Source organism: Paenarthrobacter sp. NPDC091669 (assembly GCF_044756725.1).
GTDB classification, from domain to species: Bacteria; Actinomycetota; Actinomycetes; order Actinomycetales; family Micrococcaceae; genus Arthrobacter; species Arthrobacter bambusae_C.
This window is the reverse complement of the sequence record NZ_JBIVTK010000005.1, coordinates 236447-257692: the sequence shown is the minus strand read 5'-3', so window position 1 is coordinate 257692 and position 21246 is coordinate 236447. Positions and strand designations below refer to the sequence as shown.

The following is a 21246-nucleotide window of genomic DNA, read 5'->3' as shown; positions in this document are numbered from 1 at the left end:
TTCGGTGCCTACGGAGTGGCCCTGCGCAGGGTTGTGTAGGAACCTGCTGCGAGGACGACGCACAGGAGGGCAGCCCATCCGCTGATGGTGAGCGGCGTCTGCTGGGTGAACCAGTTCCCTATCACTCCCCACCACTGAAGCAACGTGGACAACGCGACGATGCCAATCAGGACCAGCCCGGTTCCGAGCGTTGAGATCAAAGTCCCGGTTGTCCCCCAGCGCTTGAAGATGGTGGCGAACCAGAATCCGATGATGAACATGAACATCATCACTACGAAGAAGAACGCTGCGGTGGAGAACCACGGCCCGTCCGTTACCCACGGTATCTTGAAGAAGTATCCGTAGACACCCCAACCGTTGGTGGCCGCTTCAATGACGCCGCCCAGAAGGTACAACCCTGTCATTCCGAGTGCAATGAGGGAAAAGAGTCCCAACGTTCCCAGGTAGAACGCCTTGCGGCTGATGCTCAGGCCCTGGGAGAAGGGAAATACCAAGGTCATGCTTTGGATTCCCAACACCAGGAAGTACCACAGGGGGGCCTGGCTTCCCCCGCCGTACTTGCCTTCCTGGACCGGGATCAGGGCGAAGATGGCCAGCGACATCAGGAAGGAAGCCGCGAGGATGGTCAGCGGCCATCCGATGTACGTCCACTTATTGATCAGCTGCATCCGGGCAACTGCTACTGTCCTGCTCATCGCCTTGCCTCCATCGTGTCATCGGCGAAGTTTCCACTACTTGTTCCCGTTGCTCCTGTCCCGGCCATGGTCTTGCGGACCACCAATTGCTGCAGGGAAACGGGCGACAGTTCGAGGCCCAACTCCTGCGCTTCGGTTCGCTCGCGGCTGCTGAGTGCCTCATCCACCGTCACAGATGCCAGGGACCCCAACGTCTCGCGGTGCAGGATCTTGCGGCCGGCCAAGAAGACGTCCACCTTGTCCGCTGATCCCGAAACGGTGACGGCCGAACCACGGATCTCGTCGGCATCTGCATCCATGATGATCCGGCCCCGGTCGATGACCACCACATGCTCCAGCAGGTTGGCCACCTCGTCGATCAGGTGCGAGGACAGGATGATCGTGCGCGGGTGTTCTGCGTAGTCCTCCACCAGGCGGTCGTAGAACAACTGGCGGGCGACGGCGTCGAGCCCCAGGTAAGGCTCGTCGAAGAACGTCAGTTCCGCTCGTGAGGCCAGGCCGATGATCACCCCGACGGCGGACAACTGACCGCGCGAGAGCTTCTTGATCCGACGCTTGACGGGGAGCTGGAAGTCCTCGGCCAACCGGTCAGCGAAGTCCTGGTCCCAGTTCTTGTAAAACAGGGCTGCGGATCGGAAAGCGTGCCGGGGCTGGAAGTCATCCGGGTATTTCTGTGACTCCCGGATGAAGCAGAGCCGGGACAGCACGGCCTCGTTCTCATAAGCGCTGGCCCCAAAAACCAGGGCATCGCCTGAGGTCGCGAAAGCCTGCGCGGTCAGGATGGACATCAAGGTGGTCTTGCCCGCGCCGTTGCGTCCGAGCAATCCGTAGATACGGTTTGCGGAGAGTCGCAGGTTGACCTTGTCCAGCGCGTTGAGGTCTTTGTAGTGCTTGATCAGGTTACGGGCCTCGACGATGGTGTCGTTCACAGGGCCGCGCTCCTTTCCTTGTCTGTCCCGGATTCCGGGGCAAGCCCGGAGCTGCGTTCAATCATGGTGTTCAGCTGCTCGGCCGAAATCCCCAACTTCCGGGCTTCCAGTGCCAGCGGCTTGACGTACTGCTCCACAAACTCTTCGGTGCGGCGCGCGATCAACCGGGCGCGGGCTCCTGTTGCAACAAACATCCCTATCCCCCTGCGTTTGTAAAGAATTCCTGAATCCACCAGGACATTGACGCCCTTGGCAGCGGTTGCCGGGTTGATGCGGTGGAAAGCTGCAAACTCATTGGTGGAAGGCACTTGGGACTCCTCGGCCATGGTGCCGTCAACAATTCCGTTCTCGATGAGTTCGGCGATCTGCAGGAAGATCGGCTTGGTGTCATCAATCACGGGCACCTCCGCCTCACTGGTTCATTACTCATGTAACTAACCATATAAGCAGTGAAGCAAGAGTCAAGGTTTTCCCCGAAAATCTCGACGACGGCCGTCAAGTAGGCTTGATGGGTGATCTTTTCTGCGATAAACGACCTTGCCGTATCCACTTTCGGGGGCGCGGGACCGGTGCAGCCCTCCATGGCTTCGTTCCTGCCGGACTGGTTGAACCCCGACGTCTTCCTCCGCGACTCACCGCTGGGACCGTGGGTGGTCCTCTTGGTCTGCGCCATTGTTTTTGCAGAAACAGGCCTCTTGGTGGGCTTCTTCCTGCCGGGTGATTCGATGCTGTTCACGGCGGGGCTGCTGGTTTCCACCGGCGCCATCGAATTCAACCTCTGGGCCATGTGCGGCATGATCATCGTGGCTGCCATCATCGGTAACCAGACCGGCTATCTCATTGGATCGAAGGCCGGCCCGGCCATCTTCAACAAGCCGGATTCACGGCTTTTCAAGAAGGAAAATGTGGAGAGCGCTCATGCGTTCTTCGAAAAGCACGGTGGCAAGGCCTTGATCCTGGCTCGCTTCGTTCCCATCATCCGCACTTTCGTGCCCGTTATCGTGGGCGTTGCGCAGATGGATAAGCGCAAGTTCTTCCTCTTCAACGTCATCGGTGCCGTCCTCTGGGGCGGCGGCGTTACCTTGCTCGGCGCCTGGCTTGGCCAGTTCGAGTGGGTTGGAAACAACATTGACATCATCTTCATTGTCATCGTCCTGATCTCGGTCATCCCGATCTTCATTGAAATCGGCCGTGGATTCGTGGCCAAGCGCAAGGCGGCAGCAGCAGGCACCGACCCCGTGGAAGAGTTCATCGAGGAACACGAGGGCGGCAAGCACGGCGAGCACTGAGGCTCACCGCGCGAGTACGACAAAAGGCACACCGCATGGCGGGGTGCCTTTTGCGTTAAGAAGAAACTAGTTCGAACCGGCCCCGGACAACGCTTCAACAATTGCGGGAAGCAAAGCACGGAATGCCTGTCCGCGGTGGCTGATGGCGTTCTTCTCCGCAGAGCTCAGCTCGGCACAGCTTCGGTCCATCCCGGCCGGCTGCAGCACGGGGTCGTAGCCGAAGCCACCTTCGCCGCGGGGTTCACGCAGGAGCGTGCCCTCCAGCTGGCCATACTCCACGGTCTCGCGGGCGATGCCATCGGGACCGGGCACAGCCAAAGCAGCAGCACAGACGAAGGCTGCTCCCCTGAACGAATCAGGAACATCGGAGAGCTGGGCCAGGAGCAGGTTCAGGTTGGCGGCATCGTCCCCGTGGGTTCCGGACCATCGAGCCGAGAAGATACCGGGAGCGCCGCCCAGGACATCAACGGCCAGCCCGGAATCATCGGCAATGGCTATCAGGCCCGTCGCCTCAGCCACGGCCCGGGCTTTGAGGAGTGAGTTCTCGGCAAACGTGACACCGGTTTCCTCAACATCCGGGGCACCTGCCGCAGCGGCGTCCACCACCTGGGTATCGACGTCGAGCCCTGGAACCTGGCCCCGCAGCAGTTCACGGAGTTCCTTCAGTTTGCCCTTGTTGTGGGTTGCCAGGACAAGCCGGGGCGCTTGAGTTGGCGCTGTGCCGCTCACGGGGCCTCAGCCAGGGTTTCGCGCTGGATGGCGGACAACTGCGTGGTGCCCAGCAAGGCGAGGTCCAGCAGTGCGTTGAGTTCATCGCGGTCGAAGGGGGCGCCTTCTGCCGTGCCCTGGACTTCAACAAACTTCCCTGATCCGGTCACCACCACGTTCATGTCTGTCTCAGCGCGGACGTCTTCCACGTACGGAAGGTCAAGCATGGGTACGCCGTCGATGATCCCCACGGACACGGCTGCGATGGTGTCCACCAACGGCTCAGCGTTCCTGGCGATGAGCTTGTTCTCGCGGGCGAAACGGATGGCTTCTGCCAGGGCAACGTAGGCGCCGGTGATAGCAGCTGTGCGGGTGCCGCCGTCGGCCTGCAGGACGTCGCAGTCCAGGACGATCGTGTTCTCGCCGAGCGCCTTGGTATCAATGATGGAGCGCAGGGAACGGCCGATCAGGCGCGAAATCTCATGGGTGCGTCCGCCGATCTTGCCCTTGACGGACTCACGGTCCGAGCGGGTGTTCGTCGCGCGGGGAAGCATGGCGTACTCCGCGGTGACCCAACCGCGGCCTTCGCCCTTAAGCCAACGCGGCACACCCTCGGTCAGCGAAGCTGTGCACAGGACCCGCGTGTTGCCGAACTCGATCAGTGCCGAACCTTCGGCCTGCTTGGACCAGCCGCGGGTGATGCTGATGGGACGCAGTTGGTCAGGTGTCCGGCCATCGGCGCGGATGACGGGTGTGGCAGTAGCTTCAGAAGTCATGGTTCAAGCTTAGCCAAGCCCGGGGCACCTCCCGACGCCGCTAGCGCTAGATCGTGTAGTGGACCCCAGCGACGGCGACGGCCACATCACCGGCAAACACTGGTTTTGCTTCGGACAGCACCTTGGTTTGGGACGTCCACACGGGAATGTGGGTGAGAAGCAGTCTCTTGGCGGCCGCGTTGGTTGCTGCCTCGCCTGCGCGCTTGCCGGTGAGGTGGACGTCCTTGATGTCGTCGTCCCGGCCTTCTTCAAACGCTGCTTCACAGAGGAAGAGATCCGAGCCTTTGGCTGCATCCTCAAGCCCCTGGCACGAATCGGTATCACCGGAGTACGTCAGGATCTTGGTCACGGGGACGCCGTCCTTGCCAGGCTCGGTGGCCGTCACGCGCAGCGCATACGCCTCTTCCACCGGGTGGTTGACGGCATACGGTGTCACGGTGAAAGGACCCACAGTGACGGGCCGGCGCTCGGCCCAGTGGGTGAAGTCGAATTCCTCGTGCATGCCGGGATCCAGGTCCAGGCCATACGCCGTGGCCATCCGGTCCGCCGTGGCAGCAGGCCCCCACACCGGCAACCGGTCCCGTCCCCATCCGCCGGGCTTCCACCGGACAGCCACGTGGAGTCCACAGAGGTCCATGCAATGGTCCGGGTGTAGGTGGGTGAGGAAGATCGCGTCGATGTCTTCGAGATCGGTATACCGCTGGATCGCTCCCAGTGCCCCACTTCCGAGGTCCATGACGATCTTCCACTCGCGTTCGCCGTCGTGCGCCGTCACCAAATAGCACGACGCCGGAGAGCCGGGACCGGGGAAGGAACCGGTGCAGCCCACGATGGTCAGCTTCACAGTCCACGCCCCAGGGTTGTGGCCGCACTGCCGGTAAGGCCGCGGTCCGGCTCTACGAAATACGAGCGACGGGACAACCCCGCTCCTGACCGCGCGGCTTCCAGCATCTCGGGCGTGATGCGGGCCAGGCTGCCTGTGGGGTACTGCGCGGCGACATGGTCCACATGCTTCACGGAGAGTACTTCAGGCCCCAAGAAGCGCCGGGCGAGAGTTTCGAACTGGGCGGCATCGCCGGTGGCAATGAACTCGTGGCTTGGCGTGGTTGACTCGGTCCGCTGAATGCCATGGGTGGCCAAGGCGCGATAAACGTCCTTGGCGGTCTCCTCGGCGCTGGACACCAAGGTGACATCCTCACCCATCACGAAGGAGATGACACCGGTCAGCAGCGGGTAGTGCGTACATCCCAGAACCACGGTGTCCACGCCGGCGTGCTTGAGCGGTTCCAGATATTCGTTGGCGGCGGCCAGCAAGTCAGGGCCGGTGGTGATTCCGGCCTCCACAAAGTTCACGAACGCCGGGCATGCCACGGATGTGATGGTGAGGTCCGGCGCTGCCGCAAAAGTGTCCTCGTAGGCACGCGATCCCACGGTGGCTGAGGTTCCGATGACCCCGATCCGGCCTGAACGCGTAGCCGAGACAGCCCGCCGCACTGCAGGCTGGATCACCTCAATGACCGGGATGCCATAGCGGGCCGTATAGCGTTCCCTCGCGTCCCGGAGTACGGCCGCCGACGCCGAATTGCAGGCGATGGTCAGCAACTTGACACCCGAGTCCACCAATTCATCCATGACGCCCAAGGCGTTGGCACGCACCTCGGCAATGGGCAGTGGACCATAAGGGCCATTGGCTGTGTCACCGACGTAGAGGATCGACTCGTTGGGGAGCTGATCGATGATGGACCGCGCTACGGTCAACCCACCCACTCCGGAGTCGAAAATGCCGATCGGGCGCGTCCCGACGAGTTCCCCCGTGCTGATGGGGGCGTCACTGCCCAGGGCGCCGTCTGGTGAACCCGTTGCTGAAGTCATAATTATTCGAGAATAAGGCTTCCCCTGGTGTGCGGCCATTACCTGTGGCCTCCGCCTCGTGTCTGATGTGTCACAAGCGGGAGCCCGGCCCGGCCGTCCGGATCAGGATTTCGCCTGCCTTGCGGCCATCATGGCCTGCACCAAGGACTCCTGCAGCCACGTAGTGAAGTTGTAGACCAAGGCCAGGTAGCTCTCTACGTCCTCGGCCTGGCTCCAGTCCTGCATGCTGTGGATGTGTTCCGCGTCCGCTTCGTCCCGAATGTCCAGGCGCTCGGCCAGGACCAGGCGGACATCGTTCAGCGCCATGGACCACCGGGTGGCGTCTTCCGGGGTCAGGACCAGCTCGTCTTTGTCCAGTCCCATGGCCGCAGCCCTGAGGGCGCCGATCTTGTTTTCCCGCACAGAGCGTTCGGTGAGCTGCCGGAACTCCAGCGAGCCGCCGTCGTCGTCCTTCATGACGTTGGGCAGAAGCCTCAGCAGGGCGCGGTCGCTGGGCTGCTTGACGTCCATGTCCAGCCCGATAAGTGCCGCCAACGGGTCCTCGTTCTGGCGTACGTCCTGCTCCAGCATGGAAATGACGTCGTCCAACAATCCGCGCAGGAGGTCGCGCTCGGCGGGTTCGAGGAATCCGGTGATGCCCTTGAGTCCGTACTTGAATGCCTTAGCCACGCTGGCGGCCGCCCTTTCCGGGTGCTTCGTTGCCGCTCGCAGCCTTCTCCACAGTGGCCCACAGGCCAAAACCGTGCATGGCCACCGCGTGCTGCTCTACTTGTTCCTTGCTGCCGTGGGCCACGATGGAGCGACCCTTTTTGTGGACCTCCATCATGAGCTTGTGGGCTTTGGACTCGGAATAGCCAAAATAACTTTGGAAAACGAAGCTCACGTAGCTCATCAGATTCACGGGATCATTCCAGATCACAAGGTTCCACGGGATATCAGGGGCTGTCAGGACATCGGTGGCGGACTGCTCTGCAGCTTTGGTCCGCTCATCGATGTCCGTGCCATACGCAACGCTAGGGCTCATCTGTCCATTCTATGGCGGCTCGCACTAGAGTGAATTCGTGAGTAGAGCCACGTCCTGGGACCATCCCGCAACTTCCTTGTACACCGACCACTACGAACTGACGATGCTGCAGGCCGCTTTGCATTCCGGCGCCGCGCATCGCCGTTCGGTCTTCGAAGCCTTCGCCCGGCGGCTGCCGGACGGGCGACGCTATGGCGTGGTGGGCGGCACCGGCCGCCTGCTGGAGGGGATCGCCGACTTCCACTTCGGCGACGCCGAGCTCGCATTCCTTGAGCAGAACAAGGTGGTCAACCAGGAAACCCTGGACTATCTGGCCGACTACAAGTTCAGCGGCGACATCTGGGGCTACGCCGAAGGCGACGCCTATTTCCCCAACTCCCCCATCCTGATTGTGGAATCCACCTTCGCAGAAGCCTGCATCTTGGAGACCTATATCCTGTCCGTCCTCAACCACGACAGCGCCATTGCATCCGCCGCTTCACGCATGACCTCTGCCGCCGGCACCCGCCCCTGCATCGAGATGGGCTCCCGGCGAACCCAGGAGGAATCGGCGACGGCGGCCGCACGCGCCGCTGTGATAGCCGGCTTCGCCAGCACCTCCAACCTGGAAGCCGGACGACGCTACGGCATCAAGACCGTGGGCACCGCGGCGCACTCTTTCACACTCCTTCACGACACCGAGCGGGAGGCCTTCGAAGCGCAGATCGCTGCCTTTGGACCTGGGACCTCATTGTTGGTGGACACCTACGATGTCGAGGCAGCGGTGCGCACTGCGGTGGAACTCGCCGGCGACAAACTCGGCGCCGTGCGCCTCGATTCGGGAGACCTGATTGCACAGGCACAGTGGGTACGGCAGTTGCTCGATGACCTCGGCAACGTCAACACCAGGATTGTGGTGACCTCGGACCTCGACGAGTTCGCCATTGCCGCCCTGCAGTCCGCCCCAGTGGACTCCTACGGCGTCGGCACCTCCTTGGTGACAGGCTCGGGCGCCCCGACTGCCAGCATGGTCTACAAACTGGTCAGCCGCACCAACGATTCCGGTGATTTCATCTCCGTGGCCAAAGCCGCCAAGAACAAAGCCAGCGTGGGCGGACGCAAATACGCCCTCCGCAAACTCAATGAGCGGGGCCGCGCCACCCAGGAGGTCGTGGGCATCGGACACCGTCCCGAAGACGACGGCAACGACCGCGTGCTGCTTCACCAATTCGTCAAGAACGGCGAGGTACTGCCGGGCTGGACCGGCCCGGAAGGCGTCATTCGGGCCAAGGAACAGCACGCGGCCACCATGGCCGAGCTGCCCGCCGTCGTCAACCGCCTCCAGCGCGGCGAGGCCGCCATTCCCACCGTCTACGAGGAGAACTGATGTCCCGCGCCCTGATCATCGTCGATGTCCAGAACGACTTCTGCGAGGGCGGCACGCTGGCCGTCGAAGGTGGTGCCGCCGTCGCCGGCGCCATCACCGAATACGTGGATGCCAACCAGCAGCACTTCGACCACATCGTGGCCACCCAGGATTGGCACATCGAACCGGGCGACCACTTCTCCGATGACCCCGACATGGTGGAGTCCTGGCCGCCGCACTGCCGTGCCCGGACCAAAGGCGCGGAGCTTCACGAAGACCTGGACCCCGAGTACATCCAGGCCTATTTCCGCAAAGGGCAGTACACAGCGGCCTACTCCGGCTTTGAAGGGGTCCTCGCCCCGGAAGACGACGTTCCTACCGGAGACCTGAAGGCCGGGGCCGCCGTCGCCGAAGTCCTCGACGAGAATGCCATTGGCCTCGATGACTGGCTGCAAAGCCACGACGTCGAAGACGTCGTGGTGGTGGGCCTCGCCACCGACTACTGCGTCAAGTCAACGGCGCTCGATGCCGTGCAGGCCGGCTACAACACCACCGTCATCGCCGGGCTTACCGCCGGAATTGCCGAAGACCTCACCGATGCGCTGGACGAAATGGAAGCAGCCGGCGTCGACGTCGAACGCGACTGAAACTGACAGCGTTGCAGCGCGACAGCTGAAAAGCCAGGGGGCGCCGCAACCGCGGCGCCCCCTGGCTTTTCAGCACATGATGGTCCGGCTATTTCCTGCCAATGAACCAATCCTGGAGCTTGCGCAGGCGGGCCTGCAACTGTTCCTCATTGGCCTGCGCCACCGCCGGGCCGCCACACACCTCACGAAGTTTGGTGTGCACTACTCCGTGCGGGGTGCCGGTACGGGCAGCCCACGCAGCGACGTTCTTGGCCAACTCGTTCCGGAGATCCATGAGCATCCGGTGGTCAGGCACAGCGGGTGCAGCCGCAGCCGCCAGCGGTGACTGGCGTTTCTTGCGCGACTGCTGGTCGTGCTGGCGTTGACGCAGCAGCGTTCCCACTTGCTCGGCGTCGAGGAGCCCGGGAATGCCCAGGAAGTCCAGTTCATCATCGGAACCGATATCCGCGCCCGTGCCGAACTCGCCGCCATCAAAGAGCACGCGGTCAAACGACGCCTGGGAGTCCAGTGCTTCGAACTTGCCCTTGGTGAGCTCGTCCGACGCTTTGTCCTCGCGGTTGGCCTCGGCCATGAGGTTCTCTTCGGGATTGAAGAGACCGTCCTCATCCTTCTCCGGGCGGTCCAAAGCGTGGTCACGCTCTGCCTCCATGGTGTTGGCGAGGATCATCAGCGGCGGCACGGACGGAAGGAAGACCGACGCCGTCTCGCCCCTCTTGCGGGCACGCACAAAACGTCCCACGGCCTGTGCGAAGAACAACGGCGTGGAGGTGGAGGTGGCATAGACGCCGACGGAAAGGCGCGGCACGTCTACGCCTTCGGACACCATACGGACCGCGACCATCCAGCGCTGTTCTCCCGCGGAGAATTCCTCGATCTTGCTCGAAGCCTTGGAATCGTCCGAAAGGATCACCGTGGGCGACTGGCCCGTGATCTTCTTGAGCTGGCCCGCATAGGCCCGGGCGTCGTCGTGGTCCGTGGCAATGACCAGGCCACCGGCATCTGGCACCGTCCGCCTGACTTCGCTGAGTCGCTTGTCCGCAGCGGCGAGGACGGCAGGGATCCACTCGCCGGTGGGGTTCAGCGCCGTGCGCCACGCCTGGGAGGTGATGTCCTTGGTAACGGCAGCTTCACCCAGCGAGGCCGCCATTTCGTCACCCGCACTGGTACGCCACCGCATCTGGCCGGAATATGCCATGAAGAGTACGGGCCGGACCACATGGTCCCGCAGCGCATTGCCGTAGCCGTAGGTGTAGTCGGCCTTGGAACGCCGGATGCCGTCCCGGTCCTCTGCGTATTCGACAAACGGAATGGGCGAGGTATCAGAGCGGAACGGAGTACCCGTCAGTGACAGGCGCCTTGCGGCCGGATCAAATGCCTCACGGAGGCCATCGCCCCAGGAGAGCGCTTCACCGCCGTGGTGGATTTCGTCCAGGATCACCAACGTGCGCGCCGCTTCAGTCTTGGCGCGGTGCAGCATGGGCTTGCTCGCCACCTGCGCGTACGTCACGGCGACGCCCACAAAACCACGGCCGTGCTGGCCATCGGAGTTCTTGAAGTTGGGATCTATTGCAATGCCCACCTTGGCTGCGGCATCAGCCCACTGCCGCTTCAAGTGGTCTGTCGGAGCAACGATCGTGATGCGGTTGACCACGCCACTGTCCAGCAGTGTGGTGGCAATGCGCAACGCGAAGGTGGTCTTACCGGCGCCGGGCGTTGCCACGGCGAGGAAGTCCTTCGGGTTGCGGGTCATATAGAGGTCCAGGGCCTCCTGCTGCCAGGCACGGAGCTTGGGCGCAGTTCCCCAGGCGGCCCGTTCCGGGTATGCCGGAGGCAGGGATGGACCACCGAAAAGTGTTTCTGTCATGCTGACTCCCCCGGCGTGATGGCAGCGACCATCACCTCCAGTCCGGCGGGAACGCCGGACTGGAGGATACGGTATCGATCAGAAGGGACCTGTGTTCGCTTCCCACCCACTACTTGGAGTTGCCCGGGCCGCCGTTTTTTCCACCGTCGTTGCCGGGGCGGAGGCCTTCATAGATCTCCTTGCACTCCGGGCAGACCGGGAACTTCTGGGGGTCGCGCCCAGGCGTCCACACCTTGCCGCACAAGGCAATGACCGGCTCGCCGGTCAACGCCGACTCCATGATCTTTTCCTTGCGGACGTAGTGGGAAAAACGCTCGCGGTCGCCGGGTTCCACTTCCTGGCGCGTTTCCTCGCGCTCAATGGTGGCAGTGGACGTTCCGGCTCCGGAAAGCTCGCGCATGGGGTCGTTTTCGAATGGATCCGGAGGAAGCGTAGTCATGCCAAACATCTTACCGTCTAGATGCCCTGCCACTCCGGCTTGTTGTCGTACGTGTGCCGATAGTAATCAGCCAGTTTCAGCGATGACGCGGCCGCTTCATCCACCAAAATTGTTGCGTGGGGGTGCATCTGGAGGATGGATGCGGCACAAATCGCGGCCACGGGTCCTTCCACGAAATCACGGACCGCCTGCGCCTTTTGGGCACCCGTTGCGACCAGCACCACATGCCGGGCATCCATAATGGTCCCCAGCCCCTGCGTCACTACGTGGTGGGGAACATCATCGATGCTGTCGAAGAAGCGGGCGTTGTCCTTCCGGGTCTGCTCAATCAGTGTTTTGATCCGCGTCCGGGACGCCAGCGAAGACCCGGGCTCGTTGAAACCGATGTGTCCGTCAGTGCCCACGCCCAGGATCTGGAGGTCCACGCCCCCTACTGCCTTGATGGCATCCTCGTAGTCCTGGCAGGCTGCCTCCAGATCCTTGGCGGCGCCGTCAGGTCCGTGCACATTCTCCGGCTTGATGTTCACCCGGTTGGTGAATTCGCGCCGGATCACCTCGCGATAAGACTCGGGGTGTCCAGCCTCGAGGCCAACATACTCGTCCAACGCGAAACCGTGCGCCTGGCTGAAGTCCAGCCCCCCGGCATCGTAGCGGCGAGCGAGTTCGTCATAGACAGGCAGCGGTGAGGACCCTGTAGCCAGGCCCAGCACAGCGTTCGGCTTACGGCGGACCAATGCTTCAATGGCATCGGCTGCAAGCGCACCGATCTGCTTGGTGCCAGGGAGAATGACAACTTCCATCGTCACGGCCTTTCTTGGTTAGGGTCTTCGAGCTATCTGACAGAGACGTTATCCCATGTCCCACCTACAGGGCATGGTTGTTACGTGGCTAGCGGTTCACACTGAGCTGGGCGAACATCTCCGGACCCCGCGCGTCCAACCATTTTCCACCGAGGCGGATGCCCACGATGAACAGGATGACACCCAGTACCGGACCCGCCACCAGATTGATCCAGCCGGCTTCCGGCCCACCGGTGAATGCCTGGACTGCCACCAGCGCAAGTTCCGGAACCAGCAGGAGGGCCAGGAGGCCCATCCCCACTGCTTGGACGGCCAAGGTCTGGGCAACGTTTCCCGGCGGCTTCTTGAACGGGCTGTCGCCCGGCAAGGGGACGGCAATGTTGTAGCGGGCCGAAATGACCGAAGAAAGCCCCAAGCCGGTGAAGAGAGTTCCGAGGGACAAACCCAGGAGGTTCGGCAGCCACTGCCAATCCCCCGTCACGAAGAGCGGACCCACAGTGAAGAGCAGGACTATGGGCAGCGATATGGCCAGGCAGGCCAAGGCCCGCCCCAGCCTGTCGTCGACTCCCCTGACGCCTGCGGCAAGGTGGAGGGCAAAAGCAGTGTTGTCGTAGGAGACATCAGCGCAGATGGACCATGCCATGACGAAAGCGGTCAGCGGACCCAGAATCATGAGCAAGCCATAACTGCCACTCTGGGCGCCGCCGAAGTAGAACAGCACAGGGAACATGGGAACAATCACCAGGGACGCCGCATACCTCGGATCCTTCAACCAGTAGATCAGCGCCCTGGCAGCAACCGCACCGGCCGGCGTCCCGGGGAGCAGGCCGAACAAGCCCAGCTTTCCGCCCTTCCTGGCAGTGCCTCCCGAGTATGCCGGTGTCACCAAGGCACGCTTCAGGAGCACGTGCCAGCAGAGGAGGAGTAGGGCGATGGTGGCCGCCGCAATCAGGAACTTCAGTCCAGCCGCAGCGAATTGACCCGAGTCGATGTCGCCACCAAGGGACCAGGCTGCACCCAGGGGCGTCCACGACACCGTTCGGGCGAGCACCGGAAGGTAGTCGGCACTGCCGCGGACACCGTCTACTACGCCCACCATGATGGGGCCCAGCAGCACCAAGGGGATGAAGACAATGATGCTGCTGACGTCCTTGAAACGCCTCGAAGCCGCCAGGCCGGCTGTTGCCGTCGTGACCACTTTGGACAACACGATGCACGTCAGTGCGCCCAGGACGGCCCCCAGCAAGGCGCCAGTGACCGCCGGAACACTGCGCCACCAGGTTCCAACCGTCCCCAGTGCGGCAATCAAGGTAGCCAGGCCGGGAATGCCGATGAAACCCGCGAGGGCAAGGCCCGTCAAGAGTTGCTTGGAAGGTATGGCGAAGGTGGTGAACCGCGCCGGGTCAAGGGTCATGTCAGCCGCCGAAGCAACGAGCGGGATGATGGCCCACCCCAGGATTGTGGCCGCTCCACCCAATACCACAACGGTGTGGGCGATCTCCGGATCAGCCAACCGCAGTGCTATGAGGCCTCCAACCAGGAGGACCAGCAATCCCAACGCATACAGGAGCCCCAGGGCCATGCCCACCAGCTGCCACGGACTGCGCTTGAACCCATTAAGGAGCAGGCGCCACTTGAGGCTTAGAAGGTGCGCAACCATTCCAGGCCCTCCGTCCGGTGTCCGCCGCCCACCAACTGGACGAAGCGTTCCTCCAACGTCGAGCCATCGCGGACCTCGTCCACTGAACCCGCTGCCAGAACGCGTCCGCCGGCCACCACTGCGACGTGGCTGCACATGCGCTGCACGAGGTCCATCACATGGCTGGAAACAATGACCGTCCCTCCGGAGGCGACGTATCCCTCCAGGATGCCGCGGATATTGGCAGCGGACACAGGGTCCACCGACTCAAACGGCTCATCAAGGACAAGGAGACGCGGTGCATGAATGAGCGCGGAGGCCAAGGCGATCTTCTTGGTCATGCCGGCGGAATAATCCACCACCAGCGAACCGGCATCGGCTTCAAGGTCAAGGGCAGCCAGCAGCTCAGGAACACGTGCACCAACTACGTCACGGTCCATGCCACGAAGGAGTCCGGAGTACGTCACCAATTGCTCGCCCGTCAGCCTGTCAAAAAGGCGCACACCATCAGGCAGCACACCCATGAGCTTCTTGGCCTCCAACGGGCGGGCCCAAACGTCGACCCCATGGATCAAGGCTGTGCCAAAATCCGGCCTCAGCAGACCGGTGGCCATGGACAACGTGGTGGTCTTGCCTGCACCGTTGGGACCGACCATCCCGTAAAAGGATCCGGCAGGCACTTCCAGGCTGACGCCATCCACGGCGATCTTGTCACCGAAGCGCTTGGCCAGGCCACGGATGGACAAGGCAGCCCGAGGCGCTGACGCAGCCGGCGCCTCGGAGGCCTGGGTTGCAGGGGTCAGTCCGGGGACTTGTGGCGGCGCGGGGAATGGTGGAGTCGGGGCGGCCTGTGGCGGCGCGGACGTGGGCGTGGGTTCATGGCGTGGTTCCGTCATGTGACCAGCCTAACCTCGCCGCACCGGAGCCGGAGCCGGTTCTAGAAGCCGTGGCGGGGGACGGCCCGCTGGTACTGCGGAACCCAGGAAATGTCATGGCCGAGCTCGTACGCAGCCCTCAGCCACCAATGGGGATCGCGCAGGGCGGCCCGCGCCATGAACACGGCATCCGCCCTGCCGTTGGCAACGATGTCCTCGGCCTGCGCAGCACTGGTGAGGAGCCCCACCGCGCCAGTGGGGACACCGGCGTCGCGCCTTATCTGTTCGGCGAACCCGGCCTGGTAGCCCGGCACGGCCCTGATTTTCTGGTGCGCCACGGCACCGCCGGAAGAGACATCCACGAGGTCGACGCCGCGACCGGCAGCCGCGCGCGCCAAGCGGACTGACGCCTCACCGTCCACTCCCCCGTCAGCCCAATCGGTAGCGGAGATCCTCAACAGGAGCGGCATGGAGTCCGGGATGACGTCGCGGACCGCGTCCACCACAGTGAGCATGAGCTTGTTCCGCCCCTCCTCGCTACCACCCCATTTGTCCGTCCGGGTGTTGATGAGCGGGCTCTGGAACTGGTGCAACAGATATCCGTGGGCGCCGTGGATCTCCACGGCGTCAAAACCCGCAGCAACGGCCCGTGAGGCCGCGGCCGCAAAGTCGTCCACCACAGCCAGGATGTCGTCCTCGCTCATGGCAGCCGGCGCGGCATAGCCGTCGAACGGCTGGATGGAAGGTCCAACGGTGCCCCACCCGCCGTCGGACGACGACACGGAACCTGACTGATCGGCGAACGGCCAGTACGTCGAAGCCTTGCGCCCTGCATGGGCCAGCTGCGCGCCGATCCTGCAGTCCACGGCGCCATGCCGGTGGACAAAATCGACAATGCGTTCCCAGCCCGCAGCCTGCTCATCGGAGTAAAGTCCGGCGTCCAGCGGGCTGATCCTGCCCACAGCGTTAACCGCCGCGGCCTCGCTCATGATCAAGGCGGCACCACCCGCGGCGAAAGAACCGAGGTGCATGAGATGCCAGTCGTTGGGGACGCCTTCTCCGGTCCCGGGATGACAGCTGTATTGGCACATGGGCGAGACCCACCCCCGGTGCGGGATGGTGAGTGAACGCAGCTGCAGCGGGGAGAACAGCGCGGACGGCACTAGAAAAGAACCCTCGCGAGTCCCTGACGGGCCTTGGCTACCCTCTCGTCCGTAGTTCCGACGACCTCGAAGAGCTCAAGGAGCCGTACGCGCGCGGTCTCGCGTTCCGGACCGAAGTTCCTGCCGATGAACGTGATGATGCGGCTGAAGGCGTCCTCGATGTGCCCGCCGGAAACGTCGAGGTCGGCGACGCCCAACTGGGCGTCAAGGTTGTCCGGTTCCCCGGCGGCAAGGTCACGAAGGTTTTCTGCCTCCGGAGCGGAGAGGTTCTCCAACCGGGCCATGAGCTCCACCTGGGCCAGTCCGGCTTTGGCGTCAGCGTCGGCCGGCTGTTCCAGCAGGGCTTGCTTGTAGGACGCTGCTGCTCCGGCGTAGTCACCGGCCTCGATCGCGTCAATGGCGGCCTGGTGCAGGGGCGGGAGCGGCTCAGGCCCGGCCTCTTCACCCTGGGCTGCGGCGTCCCCGATGCTTCCGGTGACCCCGTTGGCGGCAGCTACCTTGAGGAGTTCCTCCACGAGGTCCTTGATCTGCGCATCGTCGGCAGGACCCTGGAACAGAGGAACTGGTTGGCCCTTCACCACGGCCACGGCCGTGGGGACAACCTGCACTTGGAAAGCCTGGGCCAGTTGTGGGAAGGCGTCGACGTCGGCCGCGGCAAGAACCAGCCGGCCTGCGTAGCTCACTACTACCCGCTCAGCAGCGTCAAGGACTGCGGGCGATTCCGGTGCATAGCGTGACCAGAGAAGGAAGAGAACAGGAATCTGCGCAGACAGCTGCACCAGATCCTGGAAGTTTGTTTCGGTGGCATCCACCCTCAGGGGTGCCGTGCCGGCGCCACCATTGGTTTCATCACCGTTGGGGGTTCCGCCGTCGCGCGCAGCACCGTCCGCGGAAGCGGAGGCCGGCGGCGCGGGAGGTGCGGCCGGGCGGCGCAGTGACGAGAGGTCAACGGCGCCGCGAAGGTTGAGCTGGCTGGCAGCGGCTGGAGTGGGTCGGTATCCGGGCGAACTCATACCATCCACTCTAGCCGCTGCCCTGCAGCGGAATTGCCTACTTGAAGCTTGCCCCTACCAAGCCACGGGTGGCTGCTACGAGCTTCATGGGATCTGCGGATCCTGCCGGCGGAATGTACACCGCCACGGACTCGGCGAAGTTCAGCACCATGCCGGTAGTAGTCTCCTTGCCCCCGGCAAAGACGGCGGAATCGTCTTCAAGCAGGAGTTTGTCTCCTGCCGCCTTGGGTGTGCCCTCGAAGGCAAAGTCCAGGCGCCCAACCACCAACGCGCCGCCGTCGGCAGTGCGCAGCACTACGGTCTGGTTGGTCACGGGTGTGTGGGTGAACTTGAAGTTGGCGCTGGTCCCGTTCTTCACGGTGTCTGCCTGGTAGGCAAGGGCACCGGCGATGTACGGGGACGCCTGGCCGTCAGCCAGCTTGCTCCGGTTCGGGGAGTCAGGCGTGGTCAGCATTTCAGCCAGAATGCCCAAGGCCTCGTTGCCGCTGTACGCCAACCCGGTGTTGTCGGCGGCGGGCACGGGTTCGGTTCCTTCGCGGGGAACCGGGAACGACGGGAAGTTGGTGCCCGGCTGCAGCGGCGCGCTGCCCCAGAGCTTGTAGTTTTCGCGCGGCGAGAGCTGAACCAGCGTCAGGACCTGCGGCACAACGTTGCCGTCGCCCTGGGTCAGGGCAAAGACCGTACGGGGCCACTCGCGCTTGGTGCTGATGACGCTGCTCTGGAGCTTCGTGGCCCGGACGGGCATACGGGCTTCGTAAGCCGATACAGCGGTCCGGACCTTGTAGTTCTGCGTACGGATCTGCAGTTCCATCTTGTCGACGCGCGGAGCCAGCTTGGCTGCATCCTTGGCAGCGTCAGCAGCATCAACTGTGCTGGCAACCTGTTCCAGGATCCGCTGCAACTGGGATTCCAGCAGCACGGGGGTGCCGCCTTCACCTTCGGCGGGAGCCGCGGCAGAAGAGGTGGGCGTCGCCTCAGGCGTGGTGGTTGCCTGGGCGGCGACAGCCGTGCCGCCTACCATGACCGCGGCCAAGGCAGCAGCAATGGCGGTGACGCGGAGCGCAGGGCCCTCGGTTTTCGGACCGCGACCACGGGCGGCATCACTTGACGTCGACTGGACGGGCAGTGTGGTGGTCTCTCCGCCATCATGCGGTTCGTCGTCCTGGCCGTCCTTGCGGCGGTTGGACAGAGCTTTGGCGATGAAGGGCAGGGCCGCTCCCACCAGGATGATGATGATGCCCAGGACGATCAGCGGCACGGCCCACGGGGTTGTGGCGTTGTTCGGGAACGTCATGGAAATCGACGACGGCGCAGGCTGGGTTCCGTCTGCAGCCAGCAGCAGGGACCACTCGCCATCAGCAGGGGGGTTCCAGGTGTAGTCCAGCTCGCCGCTGGCGTCTTCGGTGCTGACCCACAGATCGGATCCCGCCGGGGAGGGTGCCGTTGCTTCGCCGTCCACCGAGGAGGCTTCCAGTGACTTCTGGTCTGCCGACACGCCGGTCAGCGTGGTGTGGGCGGTCTTACCCACCCAGGCTTCGACGTCGTCCGGTCGCCCGGTGGCGACCATGAAGTTGCCTTCGCCCTGGATCTTGATCTTCACTGGCCCGTCGTGGAGGGCAATCAACTTCGGGTCGATCACCGTCAAGGGGGCAGCTTTGGTATCGCTGGGAACCGAGGCGGTTACGGTCTCGGAGGGGGCCCAGAAAGTCAGCTGGCCAATGCCGGCCAGCATCGTCAGCAGGCCCAGCAGCACCAGCAAGGCTGCAGTCTTCAAACGCACAGGATCACCTATCATCAGCGGTCGTTGAACTTCAAGGGTAACCGTTTTGTTATCAGAGAGTCAGATCGGGGTGATCTCCCCAACATTGGGAAAACCCCTCCATCGCGCCGCCCTCGCGGCATTCCGGGCTCCTGATAGTGTGGCGATGATCATGATAACCGGGCCTTTCAGCGCCTGAATCAGCCCCTTACCACTAATGAAAAGGCAGCAAAACCGCGTGAAAGACCACTTGGAGCCCCGTCCCACCGATGAGCCCGGGTCAAGTGCGGTGGATGCTTCCCCGGACGGCACCGCCGCAACGGTTCCGGTCCGCACCGGACGACTCGCCGCCCTCGGACGCAGGTTGAGGCAGCCCATTCCCGGAGCCCGCACCCGCGTACGTTTCGAAATGCCCCCGGAAGACGAAACCGACGAGGGCCCCGGCGGCCTCCGGCCCGAAGACGACCACGGGTTCGGCGCCCCCGGGCCGCGAATGTCGTCCCAGCACCCTCTCTATGTGGGCTTCATGGGGACCGCCGGCGTCGGAATTGCCCTGGCAGTGTTCTATATCGCCAGCAACACCACCCAGCTCATCCTGTGGATCGTCGCTGCACTCTTCATCGCCTTGGGGCTGGACCCCGTAGTCCGCTGGCTGGAATCCCGCAGGGTCCCCCGGCCTGCAGGCATCCTGATCTCCGTTTCAGCCCTGGTCCTGGCGGTGGCAGGGTTCTTCGCAACCCTGATTCCCACCATCGTTGAACAGGTATCGGAAATCGTTCGCCAGGCCCCCGAATGGATCCGCGGATTCCTCGACTCGGACTTCTTCCGCAACGCCGACAGCCAGTTCGGCGTACGTGACCGGATCACCACCGAGCTGGATAAGTTCGTTAAGGATCCCGAGGCCATGGGCGGCATCTTTGGCGGCGTGGTCGGTTTTGGCTCCACGGTTGCCAACGGACTGTTTGGCTCGCTGATCGTGCTGGTCCTGAGCCTCTACTTCCTGGCGGCCCTGCCGTCCATGAAGAAGTGGGCCTACCGCCTCGCACCCCGGTCCCGCCGTCCCCGTGTTGAAGCTCTCTCGGAGGCGATCACCGATTCCGTGGGCAACTACGTGATCGGCCAGGCCTGCGTTGCCCTCCTGAATGCAATCTTCGCTTTCATTGTGATGACCATCCTGGGCATCCCCTTCAGCGTCCTGCTTGCCTTTGTGGTGGCCCTGCTCGCCTTCATTCCGCTGGTGGGCGGCATGATCGCCGCCGTCGTGGTCATCCTGGTGGCCCTGACCGCTGGCTGGCAGACCGCCGTCATCTACGCGATCGCCTACTTCGCCTACCTGCAGTTCGAGGCCTACTTCATCTCGCCGCGCATCATGCAACGCGCCGTGGCGGTTCCGGGAGCCGTGGCTGTGATCTCGGTGATCGCCGGTGGCAGCCTGCTCGGCGTCCTGGGCGCGCTGATCGCCATTCCCACCGCGGCCGCCATCATGCTGCTGATCAAGGAAGTCTTCATCATCCGCCAAGACCGGCACTGACCGCGTCCCCTGCCGGGTTTTTGTACAGATAATGCCCCTTAACCGCGAGGTTGAGGGGCATTATCTGTACAAAAAACTCTTCGCTACCCGTTTGCCACCGGCCCCGCCCACTCGCGGGGCAGGCCGTCGACGCCGGCACCTGCGGGAGTGACGTCGTCGACGATTTCATTCAGGACGCGCGCAGCGTACTTCTCGCCCACCCACAGGTGCTTGGCGCCGTCGACGCCGACAAGCCGGGCCTGCGGCACCAGGCTGAACCGCTGGGCTGCTTCGGCAGGCTGCAGGTAGTCGTCGTGTTCAGGCACCAGGACCGTGAGCGGCTTGCCGGAGGCGGCCCACTCCTTGAGGTGGACATCCGTGGCCCGGTGCAAAGGCGGGGACAGCAGCACTGCACCCTCGATCTCCTGGGCAACCGGCTCCACAGCGCCATACATCAAGGCAAGTTCGGTACCAAAAGACCATCCGACGAGCCAACGGTTCGGCAACCCCCGTTCGACAGCAAAGCGCACTGCCGCCTCTACGTCGTAGCGCTCCCCGAGGCCTTCTTCGAAGTGGCCGTCGCTGGTACCGCGCGGGGACTGGGTGCCGCGGGTGTTGAACCTGAGCACAGCCACTCCGGCCAGCGCCGGGAGCCTGTAGGAGGCCTTTCGATAGACGTGGGAGTCCATGAAGCCGCCGTGCGTGGGCAGCGGGTGGAGGGTAATCAGCGTGGCGGTGACCTCCCCTGATTCCGGCAGCGCCAGCTCGCCCAGCAATACCTTGCCGTCCTCAGTGGTGAACTCCACATTTTCGCGTCGGGCGGGAAGGACCGTGGAAGCACGGATCTCCGAGGGGGCAGCCTGCTGGGCAAACACGAACGAGGCGGGGTCGAAAGTCAT

General features: G+C 63.5%; 22 protein-coding genes. 4 read left to right on the top strand and 18 right to left on the bottom strand.

What is annotated here, in order from left to right; all coding sequences use genetic code 11:
• Nucleotides 1-8: 8 nt before the first annotated feature.
• The 3 genes from ACIQLI_RS10900 to ACIQLI_RS10890 are packed head-to-tail and all read right to left on the bottom strand — an operon-like array spanning nt 9 to nt 2022.
• On the bottom strand, nt 9-695 hold the full coding sequence (locus ACIQLI_RS10900; protein WP_354228384.1) for a hypothetical protein: 687 nt from the start codon (nt 693-695) through the stop codon (nt 9-11).
• Nucleotides 692-1624: an ABC transporter ATP-binding protein gene (locus ACIQLI_RS10895; protein ID WP_400388025.1), complete on the bottom strand. Its 933-nt coding sequence runs from the start codon at nt 1622-1624 to the stop codon at nt 692-694. The genes ACIQLI_RS10900 and ACIQLI_RS10895 overlap by 4 nt, the downstream gene beginning before the upstream one ends.
• Entirely contained in the window at nt 1621-2022 is a 402-nt protein-coding gene (locus tag ACIQLI_RS10890) for a GntR family transcriptional regulator (protein WP_354228380.1), read from the bottom strand. Before ACIQLI_RS10890 ends, ACIQLI_RS10895 begins: the two co-directional genes overlap by 4 nt.
• A gap of 129 nt (nt 2023-2151) precedes the next feature.
• On the opposite strand from ACIQLI_RS10890, the gene ACIQLI_RS10885 reads away from it, so the two are divergent.
• Nucleotides 2152-2913: a DedA family protein gene (locus tag ACIQLI_RS10885; protein ID WP_198318480.1), complete on the top strand. Its 762-nt coding sequence runs from the start codon at nt 2152-2154 to the stop codon at nt 2911-2913.
• A gap of 66 nt (nt 2914-2979) precedes the next feature.
• Here ACIQLI_RS10885 and rdgB read toward each other — a convergent pair whose 3' ends face one another.
• The 6 genes from rdgB to clpS form a co-directional block, all read right to left on the bottom strand.
• Entirely contained in the window at nt 2980-3642 is a 663-nt protein-coding gene (gene rdgB / locus ACIQLI_RS10880) for an RdgB/HAM1 family non-canonical purine NTP pyrophosphatase (RefSeq protein WP_400388022.1), read from the bottom strand.
• On the bottom strand, nt 3639-4397 hold the full coding sequence (gene rph / locus ACIQLI_RS10875; protein WP_011775233.1) for a ribonuclease PH: 759 nt from the start codon (nt 4395-4397) through the stop codon (nt 3639-3641). The genes rdgB and rph overlap by 4 nt, the downstream gene beginning before the upstream one ends.
• Before the next feature lie 46 nt (nt 4398-4443).
• The gene (locus tag ACIQLI_RS10870; protein WP_400388018.1) at nt 4444-5241 is read right to left on the bottom strand and encodes an MBL fold metallo-hydrolase; all 798 of its coding nucleotides are present in this window, start codon (nt 5239-5241) and stop codon (nt 4444-4446) included.
• Nucleotides 5238-6269, bottom strand: a complete 1032-nt coding sequence (gene murI / locus ACIQLI_RS10865) for a glutamate racemase (protein ID WP_400388015.1) — start codon at nt 6267-6269, stop codon at nt 5238-5240. Before murI ends, ACIQLI_RS10870 begins: the two co-directional genes overlap by 4 nt.
• 102 nt (nt 6270-6371) lie before the next feature.
• Nucleotides 6372-6938 carry a DUF2017 domain-containing protein gene (locus ACIQLI_RS10860; protein WP_089595515.1) on the bottom strand — a complete coding sequence of 189 codons (567 nt, stop codon included), beginning with the start codon at nt 6936-6938 and terminating at the stop codon, nt 6372-6374.
• A complete protein-coding gene (clpS, locus tag ACIQLI_RS10855; protein WP_400388012.1) occupies nt 6931-7293 on the bottom strand; it encodes an ATP-dependent Clp protease adapter ClpS in 363 nt (120 codons plus the stop codon). Before clpS ends, ACIQLI_RS10860 begins: the two co-directional genes overlap by 8 nt.
• 37 nt (nt 7294-7330) lie before the next feature.
• On the opposite strand from clpS, the gene ACIQLI_RS10850 reads away from it, so the two are divergent.
• Complete coding sequence (locus ACIQLI_RS10850; protein ID WP_354228370.1) at nt 7331-8659, top strand: nicotinate phosphoribosyltransferase; 1329 nt, start codon at nt 7331-7333, stop codon at nt 8657-8659.
• Nucleotides 8659-9285 carry an isochorismatase family protein gene (locus ACIQLI_RS10845; RefSeq protein WP_400388009.1) on the top strand — a complete coding sequence of 209 codons (627 nt, stop codon included), beginning with the start codon at nt 8659-8661 and terminating at the stop codon, nt 9283-9285. The genes ACIQLI_RS10850 and ACIQLI_RS10845 overlap by 1 nt, the downstream gene beginning before the upstream one ends.
• An 88-nt stretch (nt 9286-9373) precedes the next feature.
• On the opposite strand, the gene ACIQLI_RS10840 is transcribed toward ACIQLI_RS10845, so the two are convergent.
• The 8 genes from ACIQLI_RS10840 to ACIQLI_RS10805 form a co-directional block, all read right to left on the bottom strand.
• Nucleotides 9374-11149: a DEAD/DEAH box helicase gene (locus ACIQLI_RS10840; protein ID WP_089595518.1), complete on the bottom strand. Its 1776-nt coding sequence runs from the start codon at nt 11147-11149 to the stop codon at nt 9374-9376.
• Between the two features lie 109 nt (nt 11150-11258).
• A complete protein-coding gene (locus ACIQLI_RS10835) occupies nt 11259-11597 on the bottom strand; it encodes a DUF3039 domain-containing protein (RefSeq protein WP_089595519.1) in 339 nt (112 codons plus the stop codon).
• An 8-nt stretch (nt 11598-11605) separates the two neighbouring features.
• Nucleotides 11606-12388 (bottom strand): glucosamine-6-phosphate deaminase, encoded by a 783-nt coding sequence (gene nagB, locus ACIQLI_RS10830; protein ID WP_089595520.1) that lies wholly within the window; start codon nt 12386-12388, stop codon nt 11606-11608.
• Nucleotides 12389-12476: 88 nt separating this feature from the next.
• Nucleotides 12477-14048: a transporter gene (locus tag ACIQLI_RS10825; RefSeq protein WP_354228365.1), complete on the bottom strand. Its 1572-nt coding sequence runs from the start codon at nt 14046-14048 to the stop codon at nt 12477-12479.
• Nucleotides 14030-14923, bottom strand: coding sequence for an ABC transporter ATP-binding protein (locus ACIQLI_RS10820; protein ID WP_400388005.1), 894 nt, complete (start codon nt 14921-14923; stop codon nt 14030-14032). The genes ACIQLI_RS10825 and ACIQLI_RS10820 overlap by 19 nt, the downstream gene beginning before the upstream one ends.
• A gap of 41 nt (nt 14924-14964) precedes the next feature.
• Nucleotides 14965-16065, bottom strand: a complete 1101-nt coding sequence (locus ACIQLI_RS10815) for an NADH:flavin oxidoreductase/NADH oxidase (protein ID WP_400388002.1) — start codon at nt 16063-16065, stop codon at nt 14965-14967.
• Complete coding sequence (locus tag ACIQLI_RS10810) at nt 16065-17078, bottom strand: co-chaperone YbbN (RefSeq protein ID WP_400387999.1); 1014 nt, start codon at nt 17076-17078, stop codon at nt 16065-16067. The genes ACIQLI_RS10815 and ACIQLI_RS10810 overlap by 1 nt, the downstream gene beginning before the upstream one ends.
• Before the next feature lie 37 nt (nt 17079-17115).
• Nucleotides 17116-18873, bottom strand: a complete 1758-nt coding sequence (locus ACIQLI_RS10805) for a hypothetical protein (protein ID WP_400387996.1) — start codon at nt 18871-18873, stop codon at nt 17116-17118.
• A gap of 202 nt (nt 18874-19075) precedes the next feature.
• Here ACIQLI_RS10805 and ACIQLI_RS10800 point away from each other — a divergent pair, with 202 nt between their 5' ends.
• Complete coding sequence (locus ACIQLI_RS10800; protein ID WP_400387993.1) at nt 19076-20368, top strand: AI-2E family transporter; 1293 nt, start codon at nt 19076-19078, stop codon at nt 20366-20368.
• An 83-nt stretch (nt 20369-20451) separates the two neighbouring features.
• On the opposite strand, the gene ACIQLI_RS10795 is transcribed toward ACIQLI_RS10800, so the two are convergent.
• On the bottom strand, nt 20452-21246 hold the full coding sequence (locus ACIQLI_RS10795; RefSeq protein ID WP_400387990.1) for an alpha/beta hydrolase: 795 nt from the start codon (nt 21244-21246) through the stop codon (nt 20452-20454).

Coding starts and splice junctions, on each gene's coding strand:
- ACIQLI_RS10900 (WP_354228384.1), bottom strand. CDS start 695: ATGAGCAGGACAGTAGCAGTTGCCCGGATGCAGCTGATCAATAAGTGG.
- rph (WP_011775233.1), bottom strand. CDS start 4,397: ATGACTTCTGAAGCTACTGCCACACCCGTCATCCGCGCCGATGGCCGG.
- murI (WP_400388015.1), bottom strand. CDS start 6,269: ATGACTTCAGCAACGGGTTCACCAGACGGCGCCCTGGGCAGTGACGCC.
- clpS (WP_400388012.1), bottom strand. CDS start 7,293: ATGAGCCCTAGCGTTGCGTATGGCACGGACATCGATGAGCGGACCAAA.
- ACIQLI_RS10845 (WP_400388009.1), top strand. CDS start 8,659: ATGTCCCGCGCCCTGATCATCGTCGATGTCCAGAACGACTTCTGCGAG.
- ACIQLI_RS10840 (WP_089595518.1), bottom strand. CDS start 11,149: ATGACAGAAACACTTTTCGGTGGTCCATCCCTGCCTCCGGCATACCCG.
- ACIQLI_RS10835 (WP_089595519.1), bottom strand. CDS start 11,597: ATGTTTGGCATGACTACGCTTCCTCCGGATCCATTCGAAAACGACCCC.
- nagB (WP_089595520.1), bottom strand. CDS start 12,388: ATGGAAGTTGTCATTCTCCCTGGCACCAAGCAGATCGGTGCGCTTGCA.
- ACIQLI_RS10825 (WP_354228365.1), bottom strand. CDS start 14,048: ATGGTTGCGCACCTTCTAAGCCTCAAGTGGCGCCTGCTCCTTAATGGG.
- ACIQLI_RS10820 (WP_400388005.1), bottom strand. CDS start 14,923: ATGACGGAACCACGCCATGAACCCACGCCCACGTCCGCGCCGCCACAG.
- ACIQLI_RS10810 (WP_400387999.1), bottom strand. CDS start 17,078: ATGAGTTCGCCCGGATACCGACCCACTCCAGCCGCTGCCAGCCAGCTC.
- ACIQLI_RS10805 (WP_400387996.1), bottom strand. CDS start 18,873: ATGATAGGTGATCCTGTGCGTTTGAAGACTGCAGCCTTGCTGGTGCTG.
- ACIQLI_RS10795 (WP_400387990.1), bottom strand. CDS start 21,246: ATGACTTTCGACCCCGCCTCGTTCGTGTTTGCCCAGCAGGCTGCCCCC.